At 40.4% G+C, this 21414-nt stretch carries 25 protein-coding genes and 1 pseudogene; 20 read left to right on the top strand and 6 right to left on the bottom strand.

The window, feature by feature from the left end; all coding sequences use genetic code 11:
* Positions 1-120: 120 nt before the first annotated feature.
* From LXM54_RS14345 to LXM54_RS14335, 3 genes and pseudogenes are all read left to right on the top strand, one after another.
* Complete coding sequence (locus tag LXM54_RS14345; protein ID WP_233315890.1) at positions 121-2121, top strand: penicillin-binding transpeptidase domain-containing protein; 2001 nt, start codon at positions 121-123, stop codon at positions 2119-2121.
* A 175-nt stretch (positions 2122-2296) separates the two neighbouring features.
* The gene (locus LXM54_RS14340; protein ID WP_233315889.1) at positions 2297-3712 is read left to right on the top strand and encodes a SpoVR family protein; all 1416 of its coding nucleotides are present in this window, start codon (positions 2297-2299) and stop codon (positions 3710-3712) included.
* Positions 3713-3850: 138 nt separating this feature from the next.
* A pseudogene (locus tag LXM54_RS14335) lies at positions 3851-4870 on the top strand (homoserine dehydrogenase); the annotation flags it as partial.
* Positions 4871-5036: 166 nt separating this feature from the next.
* Here the strand turns inward: LXM54_RS14335 and LXM54_RS14330 are convergent.
* Positions 5037-5228 (bottom strand): aspartyl-phosphate phosphatase Spo0E family protein, encoded by a 192-nt coding sequence (locus LXM54_RS14330; RefSeq protein WP_233315887.1) that lies wholly within the window; start codon positions 5226-5228, stop codon positions 5037-5039.
* A gap of 356 nt (positions 5229-5584) precedes the next feature.
* Here LXM54_RS14330 and LXM54_RS14325 point away from each other — a divergent pair, with 356 nt between their 5' ends.
* From LXM54_RS14325 to LXM54_RS14310, 4 genes are all read left to right on the top strand, one after another.
* Positions 5585-5890, top strand: coding sequence for a PTS sugar transporter subunit IIB (locus LXM54_RS14325; protein WP_127739040.1), 306 nt, complete (start codon positions 5585-5587; stop codon positions 5888-5890).
* Positions 5891-5910: 20 nt separating this feature from the next.
* Positions 5911-7239: a PTS cellobiose transporter subunit IIC gene (celB, locus tag LXM54_RS14320; RefSeq protein ID WP_233315886.1), complete on the top strand. Its 1329-nt coding sequence runs from the start codon at positions 5911-5913 to the stop codon at positions 7237-7239.
* A 105-nt stretch (positions 7240-7344) separates the two neighbouring features.
* A complete protein-coding gene (locus LXM54_RS14315) occupies positions 7345-7674 on the top strand; it encodes a PTS lactose/cellobiose transporter subunit IIA (protein ID WP_127739042.1) in 330 nt (109 codons plus the stop codon).
* On the top strand, positions 7671-8999 hold the full coding sequence (locus tag LXM54_RS14310) for a 6-phospho-beta-glucosidase (RefSeq protein WP_233315885.1): 1329 nt from the start codon (positions 7671-7673) through the stop codon (positions 8997-8999). Before LXM54_RS14315 ends, LXM54_RS14310 begins: the two co-directional genes overlap by 4 nt.
* 85 nt (positions 9000-9084) lie before the next feature.
* Here LXM54_RS14310 and LXM54_RS28030 read toward each other — a convergent pair whose 3' ends face one another.
* Both LXM54_RS28030 and LXM54_RS14305 read right to left on the bottom strand, forming a co-directional pair.
* The gene (locus LXM54_RS28030; protein WP_267913402.1) at positions 9085-9210 is read right to left on the bottom strand and encodes a hypothetical protein; all 126 of its coding nucleotides are present in this window, start codon (positions 9208-9210) and stop codon (positions 9085-9087) included.
* Between the two features lie 133 nt (positions 9211-9343).
* Complete coding sequence (locus LXM54_RS14305; protein ID WP_233315884.1) at positions 9344-10303, bottom strand: exonuclease domain-containing protein; 960 nt, start codon at positions 10301-10303, stop codon at positions 9344-9346.
* Positions 10304-10589: 286 nt separating this feature from the next.
* Here LXM54_RS14305 and LXM54_RS14300 point away from each other — a divergent pair, with 286 nt between their 5' ends.
* From LXM54_RS14300 to LXM54_RS14265, 8 genes are all read left to right on the top strand, one after another.
* Complete coding sequence (locus tag LXM54_RS14300; protein WP_233315883.1) at positions 10590-11471, top strand: GNAT family N-acetyltransferase; 882 nt, start codon at positions 10590-10592, stop codon at positions 11469-11471.
* 49 nt (positions 11472-11520) lie between these two features.
* Positions 11521-12231 carry a class I SAM-dependent methyltransferase gene (locus LXM54_RS14295; protein WP_233315882.1) on the top strand — a complete coding sequence of 237 codons (711 nt, stop codon included), beginning with the start codon at positions 11521-11523 and terminating at the stop codon, positions 12229-12231.
* 64 nt (positions 12232-12295) lie between these two features.
* On the top strand, positions 12296-12757 hold the full coding sequence (locus LXM54_RS14290) for a GNAT family N-acetyltransferase (RefSeq protein WP_233315881.1): 462 nt from the start codon (positions 12296-12298) through the stop codon (positions 12755-12757).
* Positions 12758-13145: 388 nt separating this feature from the next.
* Positions 13146-13472, top strand: coding sequence for a MazG-like family protein (locus tag LXM54_RS14285; protein ID WP_233315880.1), 327 nt, complete (start codon positions 13146-13148; stop codon positions 13470-13472).
* An 81-nt stretch (positions 13473-13553) separates the two neighbouring features.
* Positions 13554-14282, top strand: coding sequence for a hypothetical protein (locus LXM54_RS14280; protein WP_233315879.1), 729 nt, complete (start codon positions 13554-13556; stop codon positions 14280-14282).
* A gap of 6 nt (positions 14283-14288) precedes the next feature.
* Complete coding sequence (locus tag LXM54_RS14275) at positions 14289-15125, top strand: metallophosphoesterase (RefSeq protein ID WP_233315878.1); 837 nt, start codon at positions 14289-14291, stop codon at positions 15123-15125.
* A gap of 141 nt (positions 15126-15266) precedes the next feature.
* Complete coding sequence (locus LXM54_RS14270; protein WP_233315877.1) at positions 15267-16019, top strand: DUF2087 domain-containing protein; 753 nt, start codon at positions 15267-15269, stop codon at positions 16017-16019.
* A 19-nt stretch (positions 16020-16038) separates the two neighbouring features.
* Positions 16039-16380 (top strand): GIY-YIG nuclease family protein, encoded by a 342-nt coding sequence (locus LXM54_RS14265; RefSeq protein ID WP_233315876.1) that lies wholly within the window; start codon positions 16039-16041, stop codon positions 16378-16380.
* 24 nt (positions 16381-16404) lie between these two features.
* On the opposite strand, the gene LXM54_RS14260 is transcribed toward LXM54_RS14265, so the two are convergent.
* Positions 16405-16827: an NUDIX hydrolase gene (locus tag LXM54_RS14260; protein ID WP_233315875.1), complete on the bottom strand. Its 423-nt coding sequence runs from the start codon at positions 16825-16827 to the stop codon at positions 16405-16407.
* Positions 16828-17047: 220 nt separating this feature from the next.
* On the opposite strand from LXM54_RS14260, the gene LXM54_RS14255 reads away from it, so the two are divergent.
* A complete protein-coding gene (locus LXM54_RS14255) occupies positions 17048-17560 on the top strand; it encodes a DinB family protein (RefSeq protein ID WP_233315874.1) in 513 nt (170 codons plus the stop codon).
* Between the two features lie 27 nt (positions 17561-17587).
* On the opposite strand, the gene LXM54_RS14250 is transcribed toward LXM54_RS14255, so the two are convergent.
* Positions 17588-18496, bottom strand: a complete 909-nt coding sequence (locus tag LXM54_RS14250; RefSeq protein WP_233315873.1) for a LysR family transcriptional regulator — start codon at positions 18494-18496, stop codon at positions 17588-17590.
* A 118-nt stretch (positions 18497-18614) separates the two neighbouring features.
* Here LXM54_RS14250 and LXM54_RS14245 point away from each other — a divergent pair, with 118 nt between their 5' ends.
* Positions 18615-19580 carry a quinone oxidoreductase family protein gene (locus LXM54_RS14245; protein ID WP_233315872.1) on the top strand — a complete coding sequence of 322 codons (966 nt, stop codon included), beginning with the start codon at positions 18615-18617 and terminating at the stop codon, positions 19578-19580.
* Positions 19581-19598: 18 nt separating this feature from the next.
* On the opposite strand, the gene LXM54_RS14240 is transcribed toward LXM54_RS14245, so the two are convergent.
* A complete protein-coding gene (locus tag LXM54_RS14240; RefSeq protein ID WP_233315871.1) occupies positions 19599-19991 on the bottom strand; it encodes a GNAT family N-acetyltransferase in 393 nt (130 codons plus the stop codon).
* A 144-nt stretch (positions 19992-20135) separates the two neighbouring features.
* On the opposite strand from LXM54_RS14240, the gene LXM54_RS14235 reads away from it, so the two are divergent.
* From LXM54_RS14235 to LXM54_RS14225, 3 genes are read left to right on the top strand one after another with little or no spacing between them, the layout of a single operon-like run.
* Entirely contained in the window at positions 20136-20519 is a 384-nt protein-coding gene (locus LXM54_RS14235; protein ID WP_233315870.1) for an aminotransferase yhxA, read from the top strand.
* 25 nt (positions 20520-20544) lie between these two features.
* A complete protein-coding gene (locus LXM54_RS14230; RefSeq protein ID WP_233315869.1) occupies positions 20545-20943 on the top strand; it encodes a DUF350 domain-containing protein in 399 nt (132 codons plus the stop codon).
* A gap of 15 nt (positions 20944-20958) precedes the next feature.
* A complete protein-coding gene (locus tag LXM54_RS14225; protein ID WP_233315868.1) occupies positions 20959-21414 on the top strand; it encodes an RNA helicase in 456 nt (151 codons plus the stop codon).

The raw sequence follows: 21414 nt of genomic DNA, 5'->3' as shown, positions 1-21414 counted from the left end.
AATATGGCAAGAAAAAGGCGATGTGCTGATATTTGTAAGAAAATTAAGTGGTGCTGTTGTAATATTCTTTTAATTTAAGTGTAAAAAATGGTACGCTTATACTAGGAGGGGAGAATGAGAATGAAGAAACTATTATGGCTATTGCCGATGATTCTGATTGTAATATTGGCTGGATGCAATAATGATGAGCCTACCCCGGATGATAGGCTTTCCCAATACATAAAGCTGTGGAATGACCAGAAGTTTGATGAAATGTACGGCTATCTGTCTTCCGAAGCGAAGAAGTCAGTTTCAAAGGAAGATTATGTTTCTCGTTATGAGAAATTATACAGTGATTTGGAAATCAAAGATTTGAATGTTTCTGCTAAAAAGCTGTCAGAAGATGAAAAGGATGATAATAAGAAAAAAGAGACTGCAGAGATTCCTTTCACAGCTAAAATGAACAGTATGGCAGGAGAAATCAGCTTTGATAAGGCTGCGAAGCTTGTGAAAGAAGAGCGCGATAAAGAAGAAAACTGGTATATAGATTGGGATACAACGTATATCTTTGCCGATTTAGGTGCTGAGGATAAAGTTTCATTAGAAACGGTTCCTGCAGAACGGGGAGCTATTGTTGATGTTTATGAAAATCCAATGGCGATGAATGGCATCATTTATCAAATCGGTCTTGTGCCTGAACAAATGGAAAATCAGACAACAGAAGTAGAAGAGCTTGCGAAATTGCTGGATATTAAAAAGGAAACAATTGAAAAGGCTTTAAGTGCAGATTGGGTACAGCCAAACCTGTTTGTGCCAATTAAGAAGCTGGCAACAGGCGATCAAGCATTTCTTGAGAAACTGTTTGCCCTTCCAGGTGTTCAGAAGCAGGATGTTGCAGGCAGAATTTATCCATATGGAGAAGCTGCAGCTCATTTAATCGGCTATATTGGCAACATTACTGCCGAAGAGCTGGAAGAGCAAAAAGGCAAAGGCTATTCAAGCTCTGATGTTATTGGAAAAAGAGGCTTGGAGCAAGTTTATGAAGAGAAGCTGAGAGGCGAAAACGGCGCGACAATTTCGATTTCTAAGGTCGATGGCACAAGTGTCACTCTCGCTGAAAAAGAAGTCAAAAATGGTGAGAACATCAAGCTGACTATCGATGGCGAGCTTCAAAAGAAAATATATGATGAAATGGACGGAGAAGCAGGAGCAGCTGCTGCAATCAATCCGACTACAGGGGAAACGATGGCCCTTGTCAGCAGTCCGTCTTATGACCCTAACAAGGTGGTTGCAGGGCTGACAATTTCTGAACAAGAAGAGTACAACAATAATAAGCTGGAGCCTTACACGAACCGCTTTAAGAACACATATGCACCAGGATCTGTGCTGAAGCCGGTTGTGGCAGCGGCAGCTTTAACAGAAGGTGTCATCACACCAGAGCAGGAACGCAAAATTACGACAAAGCAATGGCAAAAAGACAAATCATGGGGCAACTATTATGTAACGAGAGTGCATACTAGCAGTGAACCTGTTAATCTAGCTGATGCCTTGCTGTACAGTGATAATATTTACTTTGCGCAGACAGCATTAGATATGGGCAAAGATAAATATACAACAGAGCTGAAGAAATTCGGTTTTGAAGAAGAGTTTGATTATGCATATCCAATTACGAAAGCAACTATCGGCAAGCTGGACAGTGATATTCTGTTAGCTGACTCAGGCTATGGCCAAGGCCAGGTTCAAACAAGCGTTATTCAGCTTGCAGCAGCATACACACCGTTTGTTAACGGCGGCAACTTAATCAAGCCAATCCTTCTTCAAGACGAAGAAAAGGGCAAGGTCTGGAAGGAAGGCATCATGAGCAGTGCAACTGCTAATACAATTTCAGATGATTTGCAGCAAGTAATCGACAGTCCAAGTGGAACAGCACATGCTGGCAAAATCAACGGTATGACGCTTGCTGGGAAAACGGGTACTGCCGAGCTGAAAGCAAAGCAAGGTGAAAAGGGTACAGAAAACGGCTGGTATGTGACATATGATAAGAAAGATAAGGATATGCTTGTGGCGATGATGATTGAAGGTGTCCAAAATAAGGGCGGTTCTAGTCATGTTGTGAAAAAGGTCAAAAATATCCTCGAATAAACGTTAAGTCTGCAAAGGGCAATCCTTTGCAGGCTTTTTTCTTTAGTTTGGCAAAATATTTTTTTGAGTAATTGCTTGCAAGAATTTTTTTCCACTTTTTAAAAACAGTGAAATAACTCATCATTCTGCGATTTCGCTCATACATTAATTTAAGACGGTGAAGGGAGAGAACGGAATGAATGAAGTAGAGCAAAAGGAACTTCAATACGCCATCGAAGAAATTACAGAAATCGCCACTGGCTTTGGGTTGGACTTCTACCCGATGAGGTATGAAATTTGTCCTGCAGATATCATTTACACATTCGGCGCCTACGGCATGCCTACACGTTTTTCCCATTGGAGCTTTGGCAAGCAATTTCATAAGATGAAGCTTCATTATGATTTAGGCTTGTCTAAAATATATGAGCTTGTGATTAATTCTGATCCTTGCTATGCTTTTTTGCTCGACAGCAATTCACTTATCAATAATAAGCTGATTGTTGCCCATGTATTGGCTCATTGTGATTTCTTTAAGAACAATGTCCGCTTTCAAAATACGAAGCGGGAAATGGTTGAAAGCATGGCAGCCACTGCCGACCGTGTCCGCCAATATGAAATACTGTATGGCAAGCATGAAGTGGAAACATTTCTTGATGCAGTTCTTGCCATTGAAGAGCATATCGATCCAAGCTTAATGAGACCGAAGCTTGCTTGGACAATGGATGATGTAGAATTTGAGGAAGTGGAAGAAACGGTAGAAACGCCATATGATGATTTATGGGGCTTGGATTCCCGCAATAAGCCAAAGAAGGAAAAAAAGAAAATCATTAAGAAATTTCCTCCGCAGCCTGAAAAGGATCTTATGCTGTTTATCGAAAGCTTCAGCAGAGAGCTGACAGACTGGCAGCGTGATATTTTAACAATGATGAGAGAAGAAATGCTGTATTTCTGGCCACAGCTTGAAACGAAAATTATGAATGAAGGCTGGGCTTCCTATTGGCATCAGCGAATCGTTCGGGAGCTTGATTTAACGAGCTCAGAGGCTATTGAATTCGCCAAGCTGAACGCAGGTGTTGTGCAGCCGTCAAAAACGGGAATTAATCCTTATTATCTTGGTCTGAAGATATTTGAGGACATTGAAGAGCGTTACAATAATCCGACAGAGGAAATGAAAAAGAGAGGCGTTAAGCCAAACTCAGGCAGAGAGAAGATGTTTGAGGTCAGAGAAATTGAATCCGATATTTCCTTTTTGCGGAACTATTTAACGAAGGATTTAGTAACAAGGGAAGACATGTATTTATTCCAAAAGCAAGGCAGAGAATACAAAATTGTTGATAAAGGCTGGGAACAGGTAAGAGATCAGCTTGTCAGCATGAGAGTCAATGGAGGCTTTCCTTATATCACTGTTAATGACGGCGATTACTTAAAGAACGGCGAGCTGTACTTAAAGCATGGCTATGAGGGGATTGAGCTGGACCTTAAGTATTTGGAAAAGGTTCTTCCATATATACATCAGCTTTGGGGCAGAAATGTTCATATGGAAACGATTGTTGAGGACAAAAATATGCTGTACACCTATGATGGAAAGGCATTGCACCGCAAGTATCTATAAGAGGGAAATATTCGGGAGGCTTGCAGCTGCGGGCCTTTTTTCTGTTTCAAAAGGATTTTATGAAAGGAAAAAAGGATAAATACTCTTTCATCAAGAATTAAGTAAAAAAACGCTGAACAAGAAACGAGGGAAGGATCTGCCATGGAAGAAAGAAAAATAATCATAACAGGGTACGGAACGGTTGCGAAGGAAATAGTAAAGATAATTAAGGAGCACAATAAGAGATATCAGGATACCTATGGTTTTTCTAGCAAAATTACTGGCATTATCGGGTCACAAGGAATGATTTACGAGGAAGCTGGATTAGACTTAGAAACATTGCTGTCCTTCGGCAAAGGATCACAAGCTCTCAAGCAGTATGCCCAATACAAGCAGGTGCCATTGGCAACAGCGCAAATGAAAGGTGACGTATTGATTGAATGCTCCCCAACCAATCTGGAAACAGGTGAACCGGCATTGTCCTATATAAAAGCTGCTTTAAAGGAGAATATGGACATTATTTCAGTGAGCAAAGGCGCGCTTGTTCATGCTTTGCCTGAATTGAAGCAGCTTGCTGACAATAACGGCTGCCGCATCAAATACAGCGGCGCAACAGCTGCAGCTCTTCCGACTCTGGATATTGGTGAATACAGTCTCGCAGGCAGTCAGATTACCGGGATAGAAGGCATCCTGAACGGCACCTCTAATTTCATTTTAACAAGTATGTCAGATGCTAATCTTTCCTTTGAGAAGGCTCTGGAGCTGGCCCAAGAAAAAGGGATTGCCGAGGCAAACCCAGCACTTGACGTCCAAGGATATGACAGTGCCTGCAAAATACTGCTGCTCGCAAACGGTCTGTTTAATAAAACATGGACGTTAAAGGATATTAGCATTGAAGGCATTGAAAAGGTAACAAAGGGCGATATGCAATATGCTAAAATAAACGGCAATGATATTAAGCTTGTCGCCAGTGCAAGAACCATCAATGGCAAAGTGTCTATTCAAGTAAAGCCTGAAGTTATTTTTGCAGATAACCCGCTGATTAATGTGAAAGGAACAAACAAAGGCATCTTGTTTCACACAGAAGAAATGGGTACGATTTGCTGTATTGGCGGCGCTTCCCATCCTAGAGGAGCAGCAGCGGCAGCTGTTAAAGACATGCTTAATTTATATCGGTAAAGAATAAACCGGCCACCATTACGAAGGCCGGTTTTTATTAAGGAGATAACGCTAAAAGCTGTTAAGAGAGTATCTGTGGTTGCATTCTGCTGACACCGCAGGCATAGCAAGCCGGATAAGCTTCCGTCCATAGGGGGCAGCTTCTCATACTACGGCTTGGCTTTAGTCATAGTGCTGATTTCTGGGCAGCGAGCCGCTGATACTTGACGATATACGTATCAAGCTGTTCACTGATCTGAAGTGTTCCCGGATCATTAAGTCCTTTATCGCTGCCTGATTTAATCAGCTTCAGCTTCAACGATTCAATATCTTGCAGCAGCGCGCTCATACTCTCCTTATTATCTTTTCTCGTTATCATAATGATTACTCCTAGGTATCAATCTTTGTACTTATTTTAACAAATTAATTTGGAAAAATTAAGTGTTTTTATAAGGAAATTTACATAATTTGAAAACATCCGACAAAAAACTGCAAGTTTGGTACAGACTTTTTCCAAAGAGACACAATCATTTCCGTTAGGCAAAGGAAAAACATTATGTGTTCATGTAAGCGCTTTTACATTAAGATAAGGACATAAGGTAATACAGCAACACGGAATGCAAAAAGCATATACGGCAAACAAAAACAAACTTAAATGAAACAATGGTATATGCTAGGAAGCATTCCAAAAAACTCTTTTATTATACAATTTTAATTTCTAGGAGGAATTATATTATGAATATTCTACTATGCTGTGCTGCAGGGATGTCTACAAGTCTATTGGTAACAAAAATGGAAGCTGCTGCAAAAGAACAAGGTATTGAGTGCAAAATCTGGGCAGAAAGCGCAGATGCAGTAAAAAGCCATATCGATAACGCAGATGTCCTATTGCTTGGACCACAAGTTCGCTATTTGCTTCCGCAAATGAAAAAGCTTGGCGCAGAAAAGGGAATTCCAGTAGATTCTATCAATATGATGCATTATGGAACTTGCAACGGAGCAGAAGTACTAAAATCAGCTATCAACCTAGTTAACAACTAAAATAGGATAAGGTGATAAATATGAATAAGTTCTTAGCCTTCTTAGAAGAAAAATTTATGCCTTTTGCAGCCAAATTGGCTGCTCAAAGGCACTTAGGCGCATTAAAAGACGGTATCATATTGGCAATGCCGATGATTATTATCGGTTCAGTATTCTTGATTCTAGGTTATCTGCCAATTCCAGGCTACGCAGACTTCATGGCAAGAACATTTGGCGATGCATGGCTGACAAAGATTTCTTATCCAGTTGATGCAACATTCAATATGATGGGTCTAATCGCAGCATTCGGTATTGCGTACAGATTGGCTGAAAGATACTCATTAGATGCTATTACAGCAGGGGTTATCTCACTATGTGCTTTCCTGTTGGCAACACCATTTAATGTTCCTTTCCTTGCAGAAGGTGCAACAGAAGCTGTAGCAGTAGGCGGCGCTATCCCAGTTGCATTAATGGGAAGCAAAGGTCTATTCGTAGCAATCTTAATCGCATTATTCTCAACAGAAGTTTATCGTTTCATCATTAATAAAAACATGGTAATTAAAATGCCGGATGGTGTTCCACCAGCAGTCAGCAAATCATTTGTTGCTTTAATTCCGGGCTTCATTGTAATCGCTATCATTTGGGTAATTCGTTTAATTGTAGAATATTTCGGTATTAACAGCATACATGATATTGTAACATTAGTTCTTGGCAAACCGCTTGGCCTATTAGGTGGATCATTAATCGGTTCCATTATCGCTTACGGATTAGTAATGCTTCTATGGTCTGCCGGTCTTCATGGTACAAATATCGTTGGGGGAGTTATGAACCCAATCTGGCTATCTAACACAGATGCTAACAAAGCTGCTTTCCAAGCAGGAAAAGAACTTCCAGAGATCTTTACAGCTCAGTTCTTTGAAGTATTTATCAACATCGGTGGTTCTGGTGCAACATTCGCATTCGTACTAATGATGGTATTGTTTGCACGAAGCAGACAAATGAAGGATTTGGGCAGATTATCAATCGGTCCGGGAGCATTTATGATTAACGAACCAGTTATTTTTGGTACACCAGTCGTAATGAACCCATTACTAATCATCCCGTTCTTCTTAACACCAATTGTAACAATCACAGTGACATATTATGCAATGAAACTTGGCTTTGTGGCAAAACCAGCAGGAATTGCAATTCCTTGGACTACTCCGCCACTAATCGGTGGATACTTGGCAACAGGCGGAAAGCTTTCCGGTGCAGTGATGCAGCTTGTCAACATTGGAATCGCATTTGTACTTTACTTCCCATTCTTCCGAACTTGGGATAAACAAAAACTAGCAGAAGAAAAAGGCACAGAATTCACAAAGGTAAGCTAATAACTATAACAACTTAGTGCGCAAGTGTTTTTGAAAACGCTTTAAAAATACTTGCGCTTATACTTAACAATTTTTACATTCTAAAATAGAGAGGCTGATTATAAAATGGCTAATATGGAAGAAACAGTATTCCAGATTATTCTCCACGGAGGAAATGGAAAAAGCTGTGCAATGGAAGCAATTGCTGCTGCTAAAGAAGGAAACTTCGAGCTTGCGAAACAAAAGATGGAGGAAGCTGCTGAAGCATTGAATGATGCCCACCATATCCAGACATCCCTCATCCAAAATGAAGTAAGAGGGAACAAAATTGAGGTTTCCTTACTGATGGTGCATGCACAGGATCATTTAATGAATGCCATTACGCTTAAGGATTTAGCACAAGAAATTATTGATTTATATGAACTTGTTAAAACTCCTGGAGGTGTCCAAAAATGACAAACGGAATTAAAATTGCCACAATTGGCGGAGGATCAAGCTATACACCAGAATTAGTAGAAGGTTTCATTAAAAGATATGACGAATTGCCGATCAGAGAATTATGGCTTGTTGATATTGAAGCAGGGAAGGAAAAGCTTGAAATCGTTGGAAATCTAGCAAAACGCATGATTGAAAAAGCTGGCTTGCCAATTCAAGTTCATTTAACACTTGACCGCAGAGCTGCACTTAAAGATGCAGACTTTGTTACAACACAATTCCGTGTCGGCCTCCTTGATGCCCGTGCGAAGGATGAAAGAATTCCGTTGAAATACGGCGTGCTAGGACAAGAAACAAACGGACCTGGCGGTTTGTTCAAAGGCTTGCGCACTATTCCTGTTATTTTGGATATTTGTAAGGATATGGAGGAGCTTTGCCCTAATGCATGGCTGATTAACTTCACAAACCCTGCCGGCATGGTAACAGAAGCAGTGCTTCGCTATTCTAACATCAAAAAAATAGTAGGCTTGTGCAATGTTCCAATCGGCATGGAAATGGGTATCGCGAAGCTTCTAGAGGTTGATCATTCTAGAGTTCGCATCGATTTCGCGGGATTGAACCATATGGTTTACGGCCTTGATGTTTATGTAGACGGAGAAAGCGTAAAGGATAAGGTTATCAACCTGCTGACAGATCCAAACAACAGCTCATTCGTAAAAAATATTGAAGGTCTTGGCTGGGAGCCTGAATTTATCAAAGCATTGAATGTACTAACATGCCCTTACCATATGTACTACTATAAAACGAGCGAAATGATCGCGAAGGATCAGAAGAATTCGAAAAACGAGGGAACTCGTGCTGAAGTTGTACAAAAACTTGAAAAAGAATTGTTCGAACTCTACAAAGATCCAAATCTAGCAATCAAGCCGCCGCAATTGGAAAAACGCGGAGGAGCATACTACTCTGATGCTGCAGTCCGTTTAATCAATTCCATTTACAATGACAAACGCGACATCCAGCCTGTTAACACAATCAATAATGGTGCAATTGCCGGCATCCCGAATGACTCAGCTGTCGAAGTGTCCAGCATCATTACAAAGGACGGCCCAAAACCAATCGTGATGGGTGAGCTTCCAGTAGCAGTAAGAGGACTTGTTCAACAGATCAAATCCTTTGAAAGAGTTGCAGCAGAAGCAGCAGTAACAGGAGACTATGACAAAGCTATTCTAGCTTTGACAATCAATCCGTTATCACCATCTGACACAGTTGCGAAAGAAATAATCGACGAAATGCTTGAAGCACATAAAGAGCATTTACCGCAGTTCTTCAACAAAGTAGAAGCTTAAAAAATATAAACCGAAAAAAGGCGGAGCAATCCGTCTTTTTTTGTTTGAACAGCTTTTCTTAAAAATGTATGATAGCAAAATTAAATTAAACAGCTGCTTCTTCAGAGTTATCTGCTTGTGTATGTGTAAATAAATAGGTTAGGTAGGAGTGAAGCTCAAATTTTTCCTCTGTAATAAAATCCGTTACATTCATTTTCGTCATTTTCTTCATCGTTAATTCCTCCTTTATACTAGCATTCTTCCCAAACTAGCAAACTCTTATGCATAGAAAGTGAAAAAAGATTAGTAGAAAAGAAAAAAACTATATGAAAAAGCCATGCAATTAGCATGGCTTCGGTTTATGACTATCCGTTCTTTCCATCAATCAGGCGCAAGAATTGCTCTTCGTTAACAATCTGGATATCCTGCCCCTTTTCTTGCAGCTCAAAAGCTTTCTTTTCTTTTGTGCTGATGCCTGAGGCACCGACAAGCTGTTTATCTTGAACACCGACAACAAGGAAGTTTGTTTTTCCGCTCACACCGCTTTTGACAAGTCCGCCTGCGTCAACGACCTTCTGCATTGCTTCTTTCCTGTCTAGTGTTGCTAAGTCCCCTGTGAAGACGACGTTTTTGCCGAACAGTGCATGTGTCTCGTCAAAGGTTTCCGTTGTTGCTGCAATTTCGGAAATTGCTACAGAATTAAATTTCTTAACAGGTTTTGGAGCCGTTCTTTTTTTGCTGAAGGATATTTGCGGCTTTAATGCTGAAAATGGCTTTACTGAAATTCGTCGATTTGTCGTTAAATAAGCATCAAGATCACGTTCATCCATCGCTTTCACGCAGGCAATTACTAACTCTGCACAGGCAATCGCATCCGCTCCTGCATGATGATGGTTTTCTAACATTACACCAAAGCGGGCGGTGCGTGCTTTTAAAGATTGTCTCACACCTTCTCCCCTGCAGGCAGCCGTACTGATGGATATACTGTCAGCAAAGCGCAGCTGCGGTGCTTTAAGATTGTATCTTGCCAGACAGCTGTGCAAAACACTCATATCAAACTGAGCATTATGAGCAACAAGCAGCTGACCTGTCAGCTCAGACTCAAGCTGCTTCCATACTTGATCAAATGCTGGCTGCTCCATAACATCCTCTGCAGTAATGCCGTGAACTCGAATAAATCTCTCATTGAACTTTAACACGGGCGGTTTAATGAGATAATAGTCTGTCTTTACAACCCGATTGTTTTCCACATAAGCAAGTCCGACCGAACAGGCACTGTCCATCTCTTCATTCGCAATCTCAAAATCTATCGCAATAAAATCCATGTTATCACTCCTCGCACATACTTCTTATTAATAATATAACATGTACATTCACTAGAGTGATAATCAAGAAACAGAGCAAATTATTCCAAGCTGAGGCTCCTAGTCTTATAAACAGTATCCCTTCCTCCTTTCAAGGGATTTTCTAATGATTCTCAAAGATAATTTCCAATATATTAATATTTTGAAATAATTATTACTCTGTTGTAATCTTCGTCGAAAGATTACTTTTTCTGCACATATAGTCATATAATGGATATGTAAGTTTAGAAGTAAAGGAGGGATATAAATGGAAAAGTTGAAATTCGTGAAAGATTACAAACAAGATGACGTTTTGCGGCAAAGTTTTTCAGAGCTTGCTAGCAGTGTATTTGGGATAAGTTTTGAGGAATGGTATCAAAAAGACTGCTGGAATGACCGGTATATTCCATATTCTTTTCATGATCACGGAAAGATTGTTGCTAATGTCTCTGTTAATCTAATTGATTTACTAATAGCAGGACAGAAGAAGAAGGCTGTGCAAATCGGTACAGTTATGACACATCCAGACTACAGGGGATGTGGATTATCTCGCAGTTTATTAGAAAAAGTCCTTGCAGATTATGAGGAGAAAACAGATGTAATATATCTTTTTGCTAACAATGAAGTGCTGGATTTTTATCCGAAATTCGGTTTTAAAGAAGTGGAAGAGCAAGAGTTCTTTCTTGAATACAAGCATAAACAGACAGAAGGTGTGACTGTTCGTAAGCTCAATGGAAAAAGTGTAGACGATCTTCGGTTCATTGAGTCTGTGGCACGCAGGAGAAAACCGTTGTCTCAAGCATTTTCGACAGGGGGGGCATGGGGGATTCTGCTGTTTTATTGCTTGAATGTATTTCATGAGCATATCTATTATTTGGAAAAAGAGGAAGTTATCGTTATCTGCGAGATGGAAGGGAATAAACTTCATCTATATGAAGTGATGGCGAGTCATTCCATTGTTCTTGAGAAATTACTAGCGCAAATCGCAAAGGCTGATACGACTGAAGTGGTCTTTCATTTTACCCTAGACAACCTGACTGGTTTGTCAACAAGGCATTTGCCTAAAGAGGGTGATGCGCTGTTTGTGAGGACGGTAGGGGAGACTGTTTACCCGGAAAACAAGAGGCATTCATTATTAACAAAGGCATAAAATTATACTGGAATAAAAAAGATGAATATGTCTGGAAAATAAAAAAGGAGTGAGGACAATAGAAAAGGAAGGGCTCTCACTAGAAAGAATTATCTTTATCGGCAGGACATATGAGGAATATATCGATATGTTCTCACTGTCTTTAGAAGAATTAAAAGGTAAGCGGATACTAGATTGTCCAGCAGGTGCCTGTTCCTTTACTGCAAAAGGGACAAAGCAGCATCTAGATATTACAGCATCAGACATAGCTTATTACTATGGAAATGATGAGTTGTATGAAAAAGGTCTTGAAGACATAAAGCATACTGCCTCTGCTCTTGAAAAAGTAAAGGAACATTTTGTCTGGAACTACTTTAATGATGTCACAAGCTTGCTAAAGCATCGAAAAGCAGCGCTTAACGACTATTACCAGGACAGAGCTAGTAACCCTAAAAAGTATATTCCGTGCACTCTGCCAACTTTGCCCTTCGCAGAAGAGGAATTTGATATCGTGCTGTCAGCCCACTTTTTATTCACGTATGCAGACAGACTGGATAAGGAGTTTCATTTTGCTGCAATCGATGAACTGCTTAGAGTGACAAACGAAGAATTGCGGATTTTTCCGACAGCAGATCTTGACGGCAATAGATATGCTCATATGGATGAGCTGATTGATAGACTGACAGCAAAAGGTTATAATGCACAAGAAATGAAGGTCGGTTATGAGTTTCAGAAAAATGCTAATACGATGCTGCGTATTATTAAAGGACATCACGAGTAAGCTGATGTCCTTTTTAACGCCATAATGATAGACTAAAGAACAAACGTTAGAAAGGGTTAGGAGCATGCAAACAGCGAAAATGACAAAAAGCTGGGCAGAGGAAATCCTCAGCTGGAAGTATGAACCGCCATATGATTTTTACAATGATCATAATAAGGAAGAGTCGATGCAAGAACTGCTTGAAGAGCCTTATTTTGCAGTGTTGGATGACGGCGGGGCATTGATTGGTTTTTACTGTACGGGTACTGCTGCGCAAGTTCCCCTCGGGCTGTTTTATGGTGTTTATGTGGAGGATAGTCTAGATATTGGCTTAGGAATGAAGCCTGAACTGACTGGAAAGGGAATGGGGGCGAGCTTTATCCGCTATATTTTGAACCAGCTTAAAACAACCAGCAGCTCCGTCCGCCTCACTGTCGCAGCCTTTAATGAACGGGCAACTACTCTTTATGAACGTGCTGGCTTCCGAAAAACATATATGTTTACTGGTGAAAATATGATATTTTATGTAATGGCAAAAACCATTTAGAAAGGCTTATTTTGATAGATAATATAGAATGACCATAATTAATACACTTGGAATAACAAGAAGACTTATGCGTATCCAATAGAACCTTGCCTTTGTATATTGGTTCTTTTTTCTTTCGAGTTTTTTCACAGATAGGCTCATGAATAGTATAGTGATTCCGGCTAAAAGACTTGCTGTGATATTATTCATCAGAACAAGACCACGAGAAAACGGCAGTTTTTCATAAACATCCTCCTTTAAATTCTATTATATGAAATATCTCTAATGAAAAACTTAGTCATTTAAACCTAATAGTGAAGGCTTTGTGTCCATGACTTAGGTGTCTGTCTTATTTGCACAAAGATTTTTTGATAAGATTTATAGTGTAAAAAAAGGGAGGCGGATTTTTGTGAATGTAAATGAATTTCAAGAATGGGTTAAAGCTTATTATGAAAAACGGGGCTGGTCCGAGCTGGATATTTTCATCCGCATCGGTTTTTTGGCAGAGGAAACAGGCGAGGTTGCAAGAGCGATACGGGCGTTAGAAATTGGCAGAGACAGACCGGACGAAGCGGAAGGAACAGTTGATCAGCAAAGACAGGAATTGACAGAGGAGCTTGGCGATGTGTTAGGCAATATTATTGTTATTGCTAACAAATATGACATTTCTCTTGAAGAAATCTTCCATTCCCACCGCGAAAAGCTTAATAAACGCTATGCTGAAAACGTAGAATAAAAATAGTTAAATAGAAAAAATTGGAACTTTCTCCTCCTAATCTGGTAATATATTGGTAGAGTAGCAGACAGGAGGATAATAATGGATAGAAAAGCGTGCTTGCTCAGTGATATTGCTGGTGCAGGGTTTTTGGCAGTTTTTTATATGGGATTAATCCTGTTTTTTGACTGGAATATGTATGCGTTTACGGTTGATGGATTTTATTGGCTTCTTTTTTGGTGCAGCGGAGCTCTTGGTTCTTTTTTAGTGAGCCAGATTGCTGCAAGCTATCCAAAATGGACGCTGCCAGCATACACAGCTGCAGCTGTTATGTTTTTTCTTTTGCTCAAGCCGAGCTACACAATTGTTGTCTCTGTCCTGCTTAGTGCCGCATGCACACTGTTGCTTTATTTCGGGAAGAGTTTGGCAAGAAAACTCAAGCTATTCAGATACAGCTTTTGTGTGCTTCCCATCCTGTGCTTGTTGATTACCCTACCAGATACAACAATCAAAAAGGAATGGAATGAGGTTGTCGGCAAAAACTCATATTCTGCTTATTTTTTATACTTTGATGGGGCAAAGGAAATACCAATTGAAGTGAAAAAGGGTGAGGAGCTACTTGTGACGGTAAAGGTAAAAAATGAAAATGGCGGCGGATACAGCTATTATATTGTTGATAAACAAAACAGAACTGTCTCCTCAATAAAAACAAATCCAAGTCAGCTCAAGCTGAATATAGATAAAACCGATACTTATACAATAATAGTAAAAGGGGAAAGCTTGCGAGGCGGTTTTGATGTAGAATGGCAAAATCGCACACAAGACTCTTAGAGGTTTATGATGAAGAAAAGGAACCTGCTGCTTGCAGCTGGGCTTATCATTTGTGCAGCCTTGTTTTCTTATTACCAAAATAACAAACTAGATTGGAGCAGCTATACCATAACATCACAAAAGTTAGCTGGTGCTGGTGTGAAAATTGTTCAGCTGTCTGATTTACACAGCAAGCAATTCGGTGAGAATCAGACGCGGCTCGTTACCAAGGTGAAAGCAGTCAAACCTGATATTATTACATTTACAGGTGATCTTGTTGACCAGAAAAAATATAATGAAAAAGCTGCTCTTGCTTTAATGAAGCAGCTTGCAGCTATTGCACCAACCTTTTATGTTACTGGAAATCATGAGTATTGGTCTGGGCGTTATGAACAGTTGGAGGAAGGGTTAAAGGCGGCCAATATTAATATCTTGCATAATCGGAAGGAAAAGCTACACATGAACGGAACGACGCTTCTTATCGCAGGTGTTGATGATCCAGCTGTCAGCGGAAACGATGATGCGGCATTAACAGTTGAAGGGGAGCTGAAAGTAGCTCTAGAAGGCGTGACAGAGCAGGATTTTGTTCTGCTGTTATCACATAGACCTGAGCTATTTTCCTTATATGAAAAGCATGATATCGATCTTGTATTGTCTGGACATGCACATGGCGGCCAGGTGAGAATCCCTTTTGTTGGCGGATTAGTCGCACCTGACCAAGGCTTTATGCCAAAGTATACTGCAGGTATGTTTGAAAAAAATGAAACAGCAATGATTGTAAATCGCGGGCTCGGCAACAGTATTATTCCACAAAGGGTGTTTAACACCCCGGAAATAGTCGAGATTACTATTAAGAATAAATAGCCTTAAAAAGAGAGGATGCAGAGAACTGTATCCTCTCCTTTTTTGAGTTATTGACAATTAATTTAAAAATGCATAGAATATAAACAAACGAAAGTAAAATTTGTTTGTTTAAATACAAACTTTTAAACGGAGTGTTTATTTATGAAGGAAGACTATTTTAGCAAATCAACCCTAGAAGACTTAAAAAAGGGATATGTCGAGGAAACGGACACTTTTATCTGTCTTTTATGCGGTGAAGCAGTTGAAAAAGGAATCATCTATCCTGATGGAAATGTGCTGTACGAAGCGGAAAAGTTTATGAAGCTTCATATTGAAAGAAGCCATCAATCTGTTTTTGAATATTTAATAAGTCTTGATAAAAAAATAACAGGCCTAACTGACCACCAAAGCAATCTGCTTCGCCTCTTTTATCAAGGTAGGAGTGATGCAGAGGTACAGAAGGAGCTTGAAATCGGCAGTGCCTCAACGATTCGTCACCACCGCTTTGTGTTGAAGGAAAAGGAAAGGCAGGCAAGAACCTTTCTTGCATTGATGGAGCTGTTAAAGGAAAAAGATGGCCATGCGCCAAGCTTTGTACCTATTCATAAAACAGCAAAACAAGTGGATGACCGCTATAACATCACAGAGGAAGAACAAGAGAAAACAATTCGCAAATATTTTGAGAACCAGCCAGAAGCAAAGCTGAAAAAATTCCCTTTAAAAGAAAAGCAGCGGCTGATTATTTTAAGAGAGATTATGAAAAGTATCGATAATGAAGTGATATACAGCGAAACAGCTCTGAATGACTTACTAAAGCCAATCTATGAAGACTATGTACTAATTCGAAGATTGCTGATTGAGTACGGCTTTATTGACAGGAAAGACGACGGAAGCGAATACTGGGTCAAAAAATAATGCCAAGCAGGTGAATAAAATGGACAGGAAAAAGGAATTAAAGCAATTATATAAAGAAACACCAGTCGAAGCAGGTATCTATCTCATTAAAAATCGTGAAAATGGCAAGCTATTTGTTGGAAGCACACGAAATCTGAAAACATTAAACGGTGTGAAATTCACACTCGAAAACGGTGGACATACGAATAATGGGTTAGCAGCTGAGTGGAAGGAATATGGAAAGGATGCCTTCACATTTGAGGTGCTGGAAGTCTTAAAGAAAAAGAACGATCCATATTTCAATGAAAAAGAAGAACTAGGCAAGCTGGAGGAAAAATGGCTAGCAGAGCTGCAGCCGTTTGGAGAAAGAGGCTATAATTAAGAGGATGGGATGCCCATCCTTTTTTTATGGTTGGAAAAGTAAATATGGCACAGATACTTCCTCTTGGTCCAATCCTTGTTGCTCTTTAAGGAATATATACTGCTCTGCTTCCTTTAGCTCCATCCAAGCGATAGCTTCAATCTCTTCAGGCTGCTGTATAGCTAATTTCCCGCTCATAATTTTTCCGTAAAAGGTGAAAAAGACAGCATGGTGACCTCTGTCTGGAAAAAATTTTTCTGTAATTGAAGAAATTCCGCCTACCTCAACCTCTAATCCTGTTTCTTCCGCTACCTCTCGGACAGCCGCATCCATGAGAGTTTCGCCCTGTTCAACAGCCCCGCCTGGCAATGTCCAGTAAGGACCATTGCTGCCGCTGTTTTGCACCATTAAGACATGTTTTTTTTCATCATCAAACAGCAAAACATAAACAACATCTACTCTTTTCAATCGACTTACACTCTCCCTATGGTAACTCGTAATTTAATAAGCTTAGTGTATAGATAAAGCTGTACTTTTACCATATTTATTCAATAAAATTTAACACTAGTAATGCATACTCTTTTTTGCTGCAATTATTTTATAAAGCAGTATTCTGAAATTAATGAGGAAGGAAAAACTGGAAATAAAGCAGAATCAATTAAGAGACACTAAAAAAGGAGTGACAAAGTTGAAACCAGCAATTACAGATTATCCAGAGCATTACCGTAATTATGTTAACCTTGTGCCTGAGGGAAATATCATTGAAATCCTCGAAAGCCAGCTTCATGACACGAAGAACCTGCTTGCAGACATAAAAAAAGAGCAGGCTGATTTCCGCTATGCAGAGGGAAAATGGAGTGTGCTTGAGGTTGTCGGCCATGTGATGGATACAGAGCGAATTATGAACTATCGGATATTGCGAATGGCAAGGGGAGATCAAACACCGCTTGCTGGGTATGATGATGAAAAGTATGTGGAAGAATCTAACTTTTCAAGCAGAACGATAGCTGATCTTCTGGCAGAATGGACTGTTGTAAGAGCTGCCACTGTTGCTTTGTTAAAGGGGCTGCCAAAAGCATCTTGGATGAAAACAGGCTTTGCCAACAATGGAGAATTCACAGTAAACTCTATTGCTTATATTATTGCTGGCCATGAGCGTCATCATGTCGGTCTCCTTAAATCGCGATATATGCTTGGCTAAAGGGGAGAGAGCATATTGGCTAAGAAATCAAGTCGCCAATATGCTGCCTCCCGACAAGTAAAGCTTAGAGCTGATCTTAATAAAGTCTGTCAGCAATGGCGACAGATGTTTATCCTTGTGCCAGGCGAGATTTGTATAAATAGATGGAAGACTATTGCCCCAATCCAGCTTCTTAATTAAACCAGTCTCAGCCTCTTTTTCTATCGCCATTAACGGCAATATGGCAGCACCCATCCCTAAAAGGGCACATTGCTTAAGTGCTTCAATGCTAGAAAATTCCACCTTGGAGCGTGCATAATTCCCTGAGAGTGCCAATGTTTCTTCAAACGCTGTCCGATAAGAGCAGCCTTCCTCTGTCAACAGCAAGGTTTCCTGTGCTAATTCCTCTGGAGACACATATTGTAATTGAGCTAGTGGATGATCAGAGGCGACAAAGAGCACCATTTCCTCCTCCAAAAGCCGGACTGTATGCAGATAAGTGTCACTCCGGGAGATATCGGTAATGAAAGCAGCATCCAATTCCCCTTTTAACAGTCCTTCTCTGGCATGTTCATCAGAATGGGCCGGTTTGAAAATAACCTTCACCTCAGGATATTTCTGCTTAAATGTCTTTAAAATCGGCGGCAGCCTGTAAGTACATTGGCTTTCTTGCGCACCAATAATAATTTTGCCTGTCCTTGCTTTTTCATTAATAGATGTATGCGCCTCTTCTGACAGTCTTATTATTTCATCGGCATATTGCTTATATTTTTTTCCTGCATCCGTTAAGACAATCCGCTTGCCGAGCCGTTCAAACAACGGAGTACCAAGCTCTGCTTCAAGACTTTTTATTTGGGCTGTCACACTCGATTGTGCAAAGTTGAGCTGCTTGGCAGTCAACGTGAAATTTAAATTTTCTGCTGCAGTTTTAAATGTTTTTAGCTGTTTAATCTCCATATTCCCACCTCTAAATCGGTTTTTTCGATGATTTAAATAGTTATATTCAGCTTTTTTGATTAATGCTACCATTATAAAATAAAGATAAGGAAATAAGAACTTAAAAGGAGGATTTTTAATGAAGGCATTATGCTTTATGGAATTTGGACAAAAGGAAGTGTTGCGTTATATGGATGTGCCTCATCCGGTTATGAAGGAAGATGAAGTGCTAATAAGGACAAAAGCAATCGGGCTGAATTATGCTGATATTTACAGAAGAAAGGGCCATTATCATCTTGAAGGCGAACCGCCGTATATTCTCGGCTACGAAGGGGCAGGAGTTGTAGAAGCTGTTGGCAAACAGGTGCAGGGAATTAAGATTGGTGACTCCATTGCTTTCGCTGATGTACCTTATGCTAATGCCGAATTAGTGGCAGTCCCATTTCATAAAGCCATCCCAATCCCTGATAATATTGCCTTTACAGACGCAGCGGCTGTTCTGCTTCAAGGTTTGACTGCTCAATATTTGGTAGCGGACAGTTTCCCTGTCCAACAAGGAGATACAGTGGTTATTCATTCAGCTGCAGGCGGTGTCGGTCAGCTGCTTGTTCAATTGGCTAAAATAAAAGGAGCAAAAGTGATTGCTATTGTGTCATCAGCGCTTAAAGCAGAGGCGGCCAAAACAGCGGGGGCGGACCATACGCTCACATATGCTGATAATTGGACAGCTTCCGTGCAGGAATTGACCGATACTAAGGGAGCGGATGCAGTCTATGATGCGGTCGGAGCAACTTTAATGCAAAGCTTTGAAGCAGTAAAGGTAGGCGGTACGGTAGTATTTTACGGAATGGCTGGCGGCAATCCACCGCTCATAGATCCTCGTATGTTGATGGATACAAGCAAAACACTCACAGGTGGAGACTTGTGGAATGTCCTAACTACCAGGGAAAACCGAATCACCCGCGCAGGCGAGCTGTTTCAGCTAATGGCAGAAGGCAAGCTTTTGCTTCCTTCCATAACTACCTTTCCATTAAGCGAGGGGCAAGCTGCTCATGGCTTGTTGGAAAGCAGAAAAAACATCGGAAAAATAATCCTCCTGCCATAAGAGCTGGAGGATTATTTATTAGTCCAAGTAAAGCACACCGCCGGATGATACCGTAAAACCGGACGTTTTGTAAAAGTTAGCATTATGCTCATCAAAGGAAACAGTCAGAATTCCTAACCCGAACTGTCTTGCCTCCGCAATCAATGCTGTGACAAGTTCCATGCCAATACCTTGCTTTTGTTTGCTTGGATGGACTATTATGTCCTCCACATAACCGTGTTCCAAGCCCATCCCGCATACATAGCCAAATGCGACAAGCTTGCCGAACTCATCCCTGCCGCCAGCCCAGAAATTACATCTCTCTAATAAAGAAGGATAGTCCTTATCCCGTCTTCCCCAGCCAACAGCCTCCCTGAGGTCAGGAACTTCATGATTTTCAATTGGAAGGTTAACCGCAATATTTACTTTCATGTATGCCACCCCTTTTTTTATTGAAAAAATACTGTAAAGTAATTATAAAGGAATAGATTAGGTAACTTGACTATTTTTTTGTAAATATAGAATCTTTATGAAGATATATTCGTATAGTTACATCATGAGAGTGGGGTGATTAACATGGGGAAAACAAAAACAGTCATGACAGGGATTTTATCAACAGCTGTCCTTATTGGCATTACCGGCTGCAGCAGCAGCGGAACAGCAACAGGCAGTTCATCAAGCAATAGCGATATTCCACCAGTACCAGATGATACAAACTGCACCAATTGGGAATGGGATGATGATGATGGTGTCTGGGAATGCGAGGACAGCAATTCCAGATATTACGGCCATTATTTCTACGGTGGAAAATATTATAATTCAAAGTCTTCTTTGCTTAAAAATACGAGCTATAAGAAACAGCAGCAATCAAGCAGCTCCAGTTCAAGCGTGAGCGGTGGCAGTGATTCAACCAATAAATCAAGCGGCTTCGGAAGCGGCAAAAAAAGCTATGGCGGCTAATATATTTTAGAAAGGGAGTGTAAACGTGAACTTATACCTTAATTTCGGTTCTTATTTAGGAGTAGCAATTGTGCTGCTAGTTATCGGTATTCTGTTATTTATGTTAAGTACACCAAAAATAAATGAAATGAGGCTGATTGCAGAGAAAAATGTCAGTGCGGCACTGCTCCTTGGCGGTAAGGTTGTCGGCTTGGCAATAGTATTAGGAGCAGCAGCTGAATATTCGGTTTCACTGATAGATATGGCGATTTGGGGAGCAATCGGTATTGTAGCACAGATTGTCGTTTTCGTATTGGCAGAGGTAGTTACAATCCGCTTCAGTATCAGCAATGCTATTAAAGAAGATAATCGGGCAGTGGGCGTCATGCTGTTTTCATTATCTCTTGCGATTGGCTGGATTGTGGCAAAATGCCTGTCCTATTAATGAGGGAGCTGTAAAATGAAAAAACTGACGTATTTTATTGATAAAGGCAACGGAAACTATGAGCCATTTTATGAGTATGATGTTCGGGATGTTGGTATTGATGAGCTGTATGCAAGGCAATTATGCACATACCTCATCATGAGAGGCCAGCAATATGAGCTTGTATGCAATGAGATGTCAGGCAATGAGGAAATTCTCGTCATTCAGGACAGAGGCAGAAATGTCACCGTGCTTGATGAAAAGAACTACAGAGGCAAAGGCATCCATATCGAGTTCAGAAAGCATCGTGAAGCAGATAATTATCAATTGCTTGCTTCGATTCCTATCGCAAGCCACTTTGATGTGATTCGCTTTTTACTGAAAGATATCACGGATATTCCCAATGTTGGCCAAATGGAGGTAACTTCAACAGAAATCGATGAAGACAGAGGCGTATACGTCCTGTATGTAAAGGATTTGGAGGAGGAATAG

The sequence above is a fragment of the Bacillus sp. Au-Bac7 genome, from assembly GCF_021341655.1.
Taxonomy (GTDB): Bacteria; Bacillota; Bacilli; order Bacillales; family Cytobacillaceae; genus Niallia.
The sequence above is the reverse complement of the archived record's forward strand: the minus strand, read 5'-3'. Positions and strand labels throughout refer to the sequence as shown.

Excerpts from the sequence above, each read along its gene's own strand:
- LXM54_RS14345 (WP_233315890.1), top strand. The coding sequence starts at position 121 with ATGAAGAAACTATTATGGCTATTGCCGATGATTCTGATTGTAATATTG.
- LXM54_RS14340 (WP_233315889.1), top strand. The coding sequence starts at position 2,297 with ATGAATGAAGTAGAGCAAAAGGAACTTCAATACGCCATCGAAGAAATT.
- LXM54_RS14330 (WP_233315887.1), bottom strand. The coding sequence starts at position 5,228 with ATGATAACGAGAAAAGATAATAAGGAGAGTATGAGCGCGCTGCTGCAA.
- LXM54_RS14325 (WP_127739040.1), top strand. The coding sequence starts at position 5,585 with ATGAATATTCTACTATGCTGTGCTGCAGGGATGTCTACAAGTCTATTG.
- celB (WP_233315886.1), top strand. The coding sequence starts at position 5,911 with ATGAATAAGTTCTTAGCCTTCTTAGAAGAAAAATTTATGCCTTTTGCA.
- LXM54_RS14315 (WP_127739042.1), top strand. The coding sequence starts at position 7,345 with ATGGCTAATATGGAAGAAACAGTATTCCAGATTATTCTCCACGGAGGA.
- LXM54_RS14310 (WP_233315885.1), top strand. The coding sequence starts at position 7,671 with ATGACAAACGGAATTAAAATTGCCACAATTGGCGGAGGATCAAGCTAT.
- LXM54_RS28030 (WP_267913402.1), bottom strand. The coding sequence starts at position 9,210 with ATGAAGAAAATGACGAAAATGAATGTAACGGATTTTATTACAGAGGAA.
- LXM54_RS14305 (WP_233315884.1), bottom strand. The coding sequence starts at position 10,303 with ATGGATTTTATTGCGATAGATTTTGAGATTGCGAATGAAGAGATGGAC.
- LXM54_RS14300 (WP_233315883.1), top strand. The coding sequence starts at position 10,590 with ATGGAAAAGTTGAAATTCGTGAAAGATTACAAACAAGATGACGTTTTG.
- LXM54_RS14290 (WP_233315881.1), top strand. The coding sequence starts at position 12,296 with ATGCAAACAGCGAAAATGACAAAAAGCTGGGCAGAGGAAATCCTCAGC.
- LXM54_RS14280 (WP_233315879.1), top strand. The coding sequence starts at position 13,554 with ATGGATAGAAAAGCGTGCTTGCTCAGTGATATTGCTGGTGCAGGGTTT.
- LXM54_RS14275 (WP_233315878.1), top strand. The coding sequence starts at position 14,289 with ATGATGAAGAAAAGGAACCTGCTGCTTGCAGCTGGGCTTATCATTTGT.
- LXM54_RS14270 (WP_233315877.1), top strand. The coding sequence starts at position 15,267 with ATGAAGGAAGACTATTTTAGCAAATCAACCCTAGAAGACTTAAAAAAG.
- LXM54_RS14265 (WP_233315876.1), top strand. The coding sequence starts at position 16,039 with ATGGACAGGAAAAAGGAATTAAAGCAATTATATAAAGAAACACCAGTC.
- LXM54_RS14250 (WP_233315873.1), bottom strand. The coding sequence starts at position 18,496 with ATGGAGATTAAACAGCTAAAAACATTTAAAACTGCAGCAGAAAATTTA.
- LXM54_RS14245 (WP_233315872.1), top strand. The coding sequence starts at position 18,615 with ATGAAGGCATTATGCTTTATGGAATTTGGACAAAAGGAAGTGTTGCGT.
- LXM54_RS14240 (WP_233315871.1), bottom strand. The coding sequence starts at position 19,991 with ATGAAAGTAAATATTGCGGTTAACCTTCCAATTGAAAATCATGAAGTT.
- LXM54_RS14235 (WP_233315870.1), top strand. The coding sequence starts at position 20,136 with ATGGGGAAAACAAAAACAGTCATGACAGGGATTTTATCAACAGCTGTC.
- LXM54_RS14225 (WP_233315868.1), top strand. The coding sequence starts at position 20,959 with ATGAAAAAACTGACGTATTTTATTGATAAAGGCAACGGAAACTATGAG.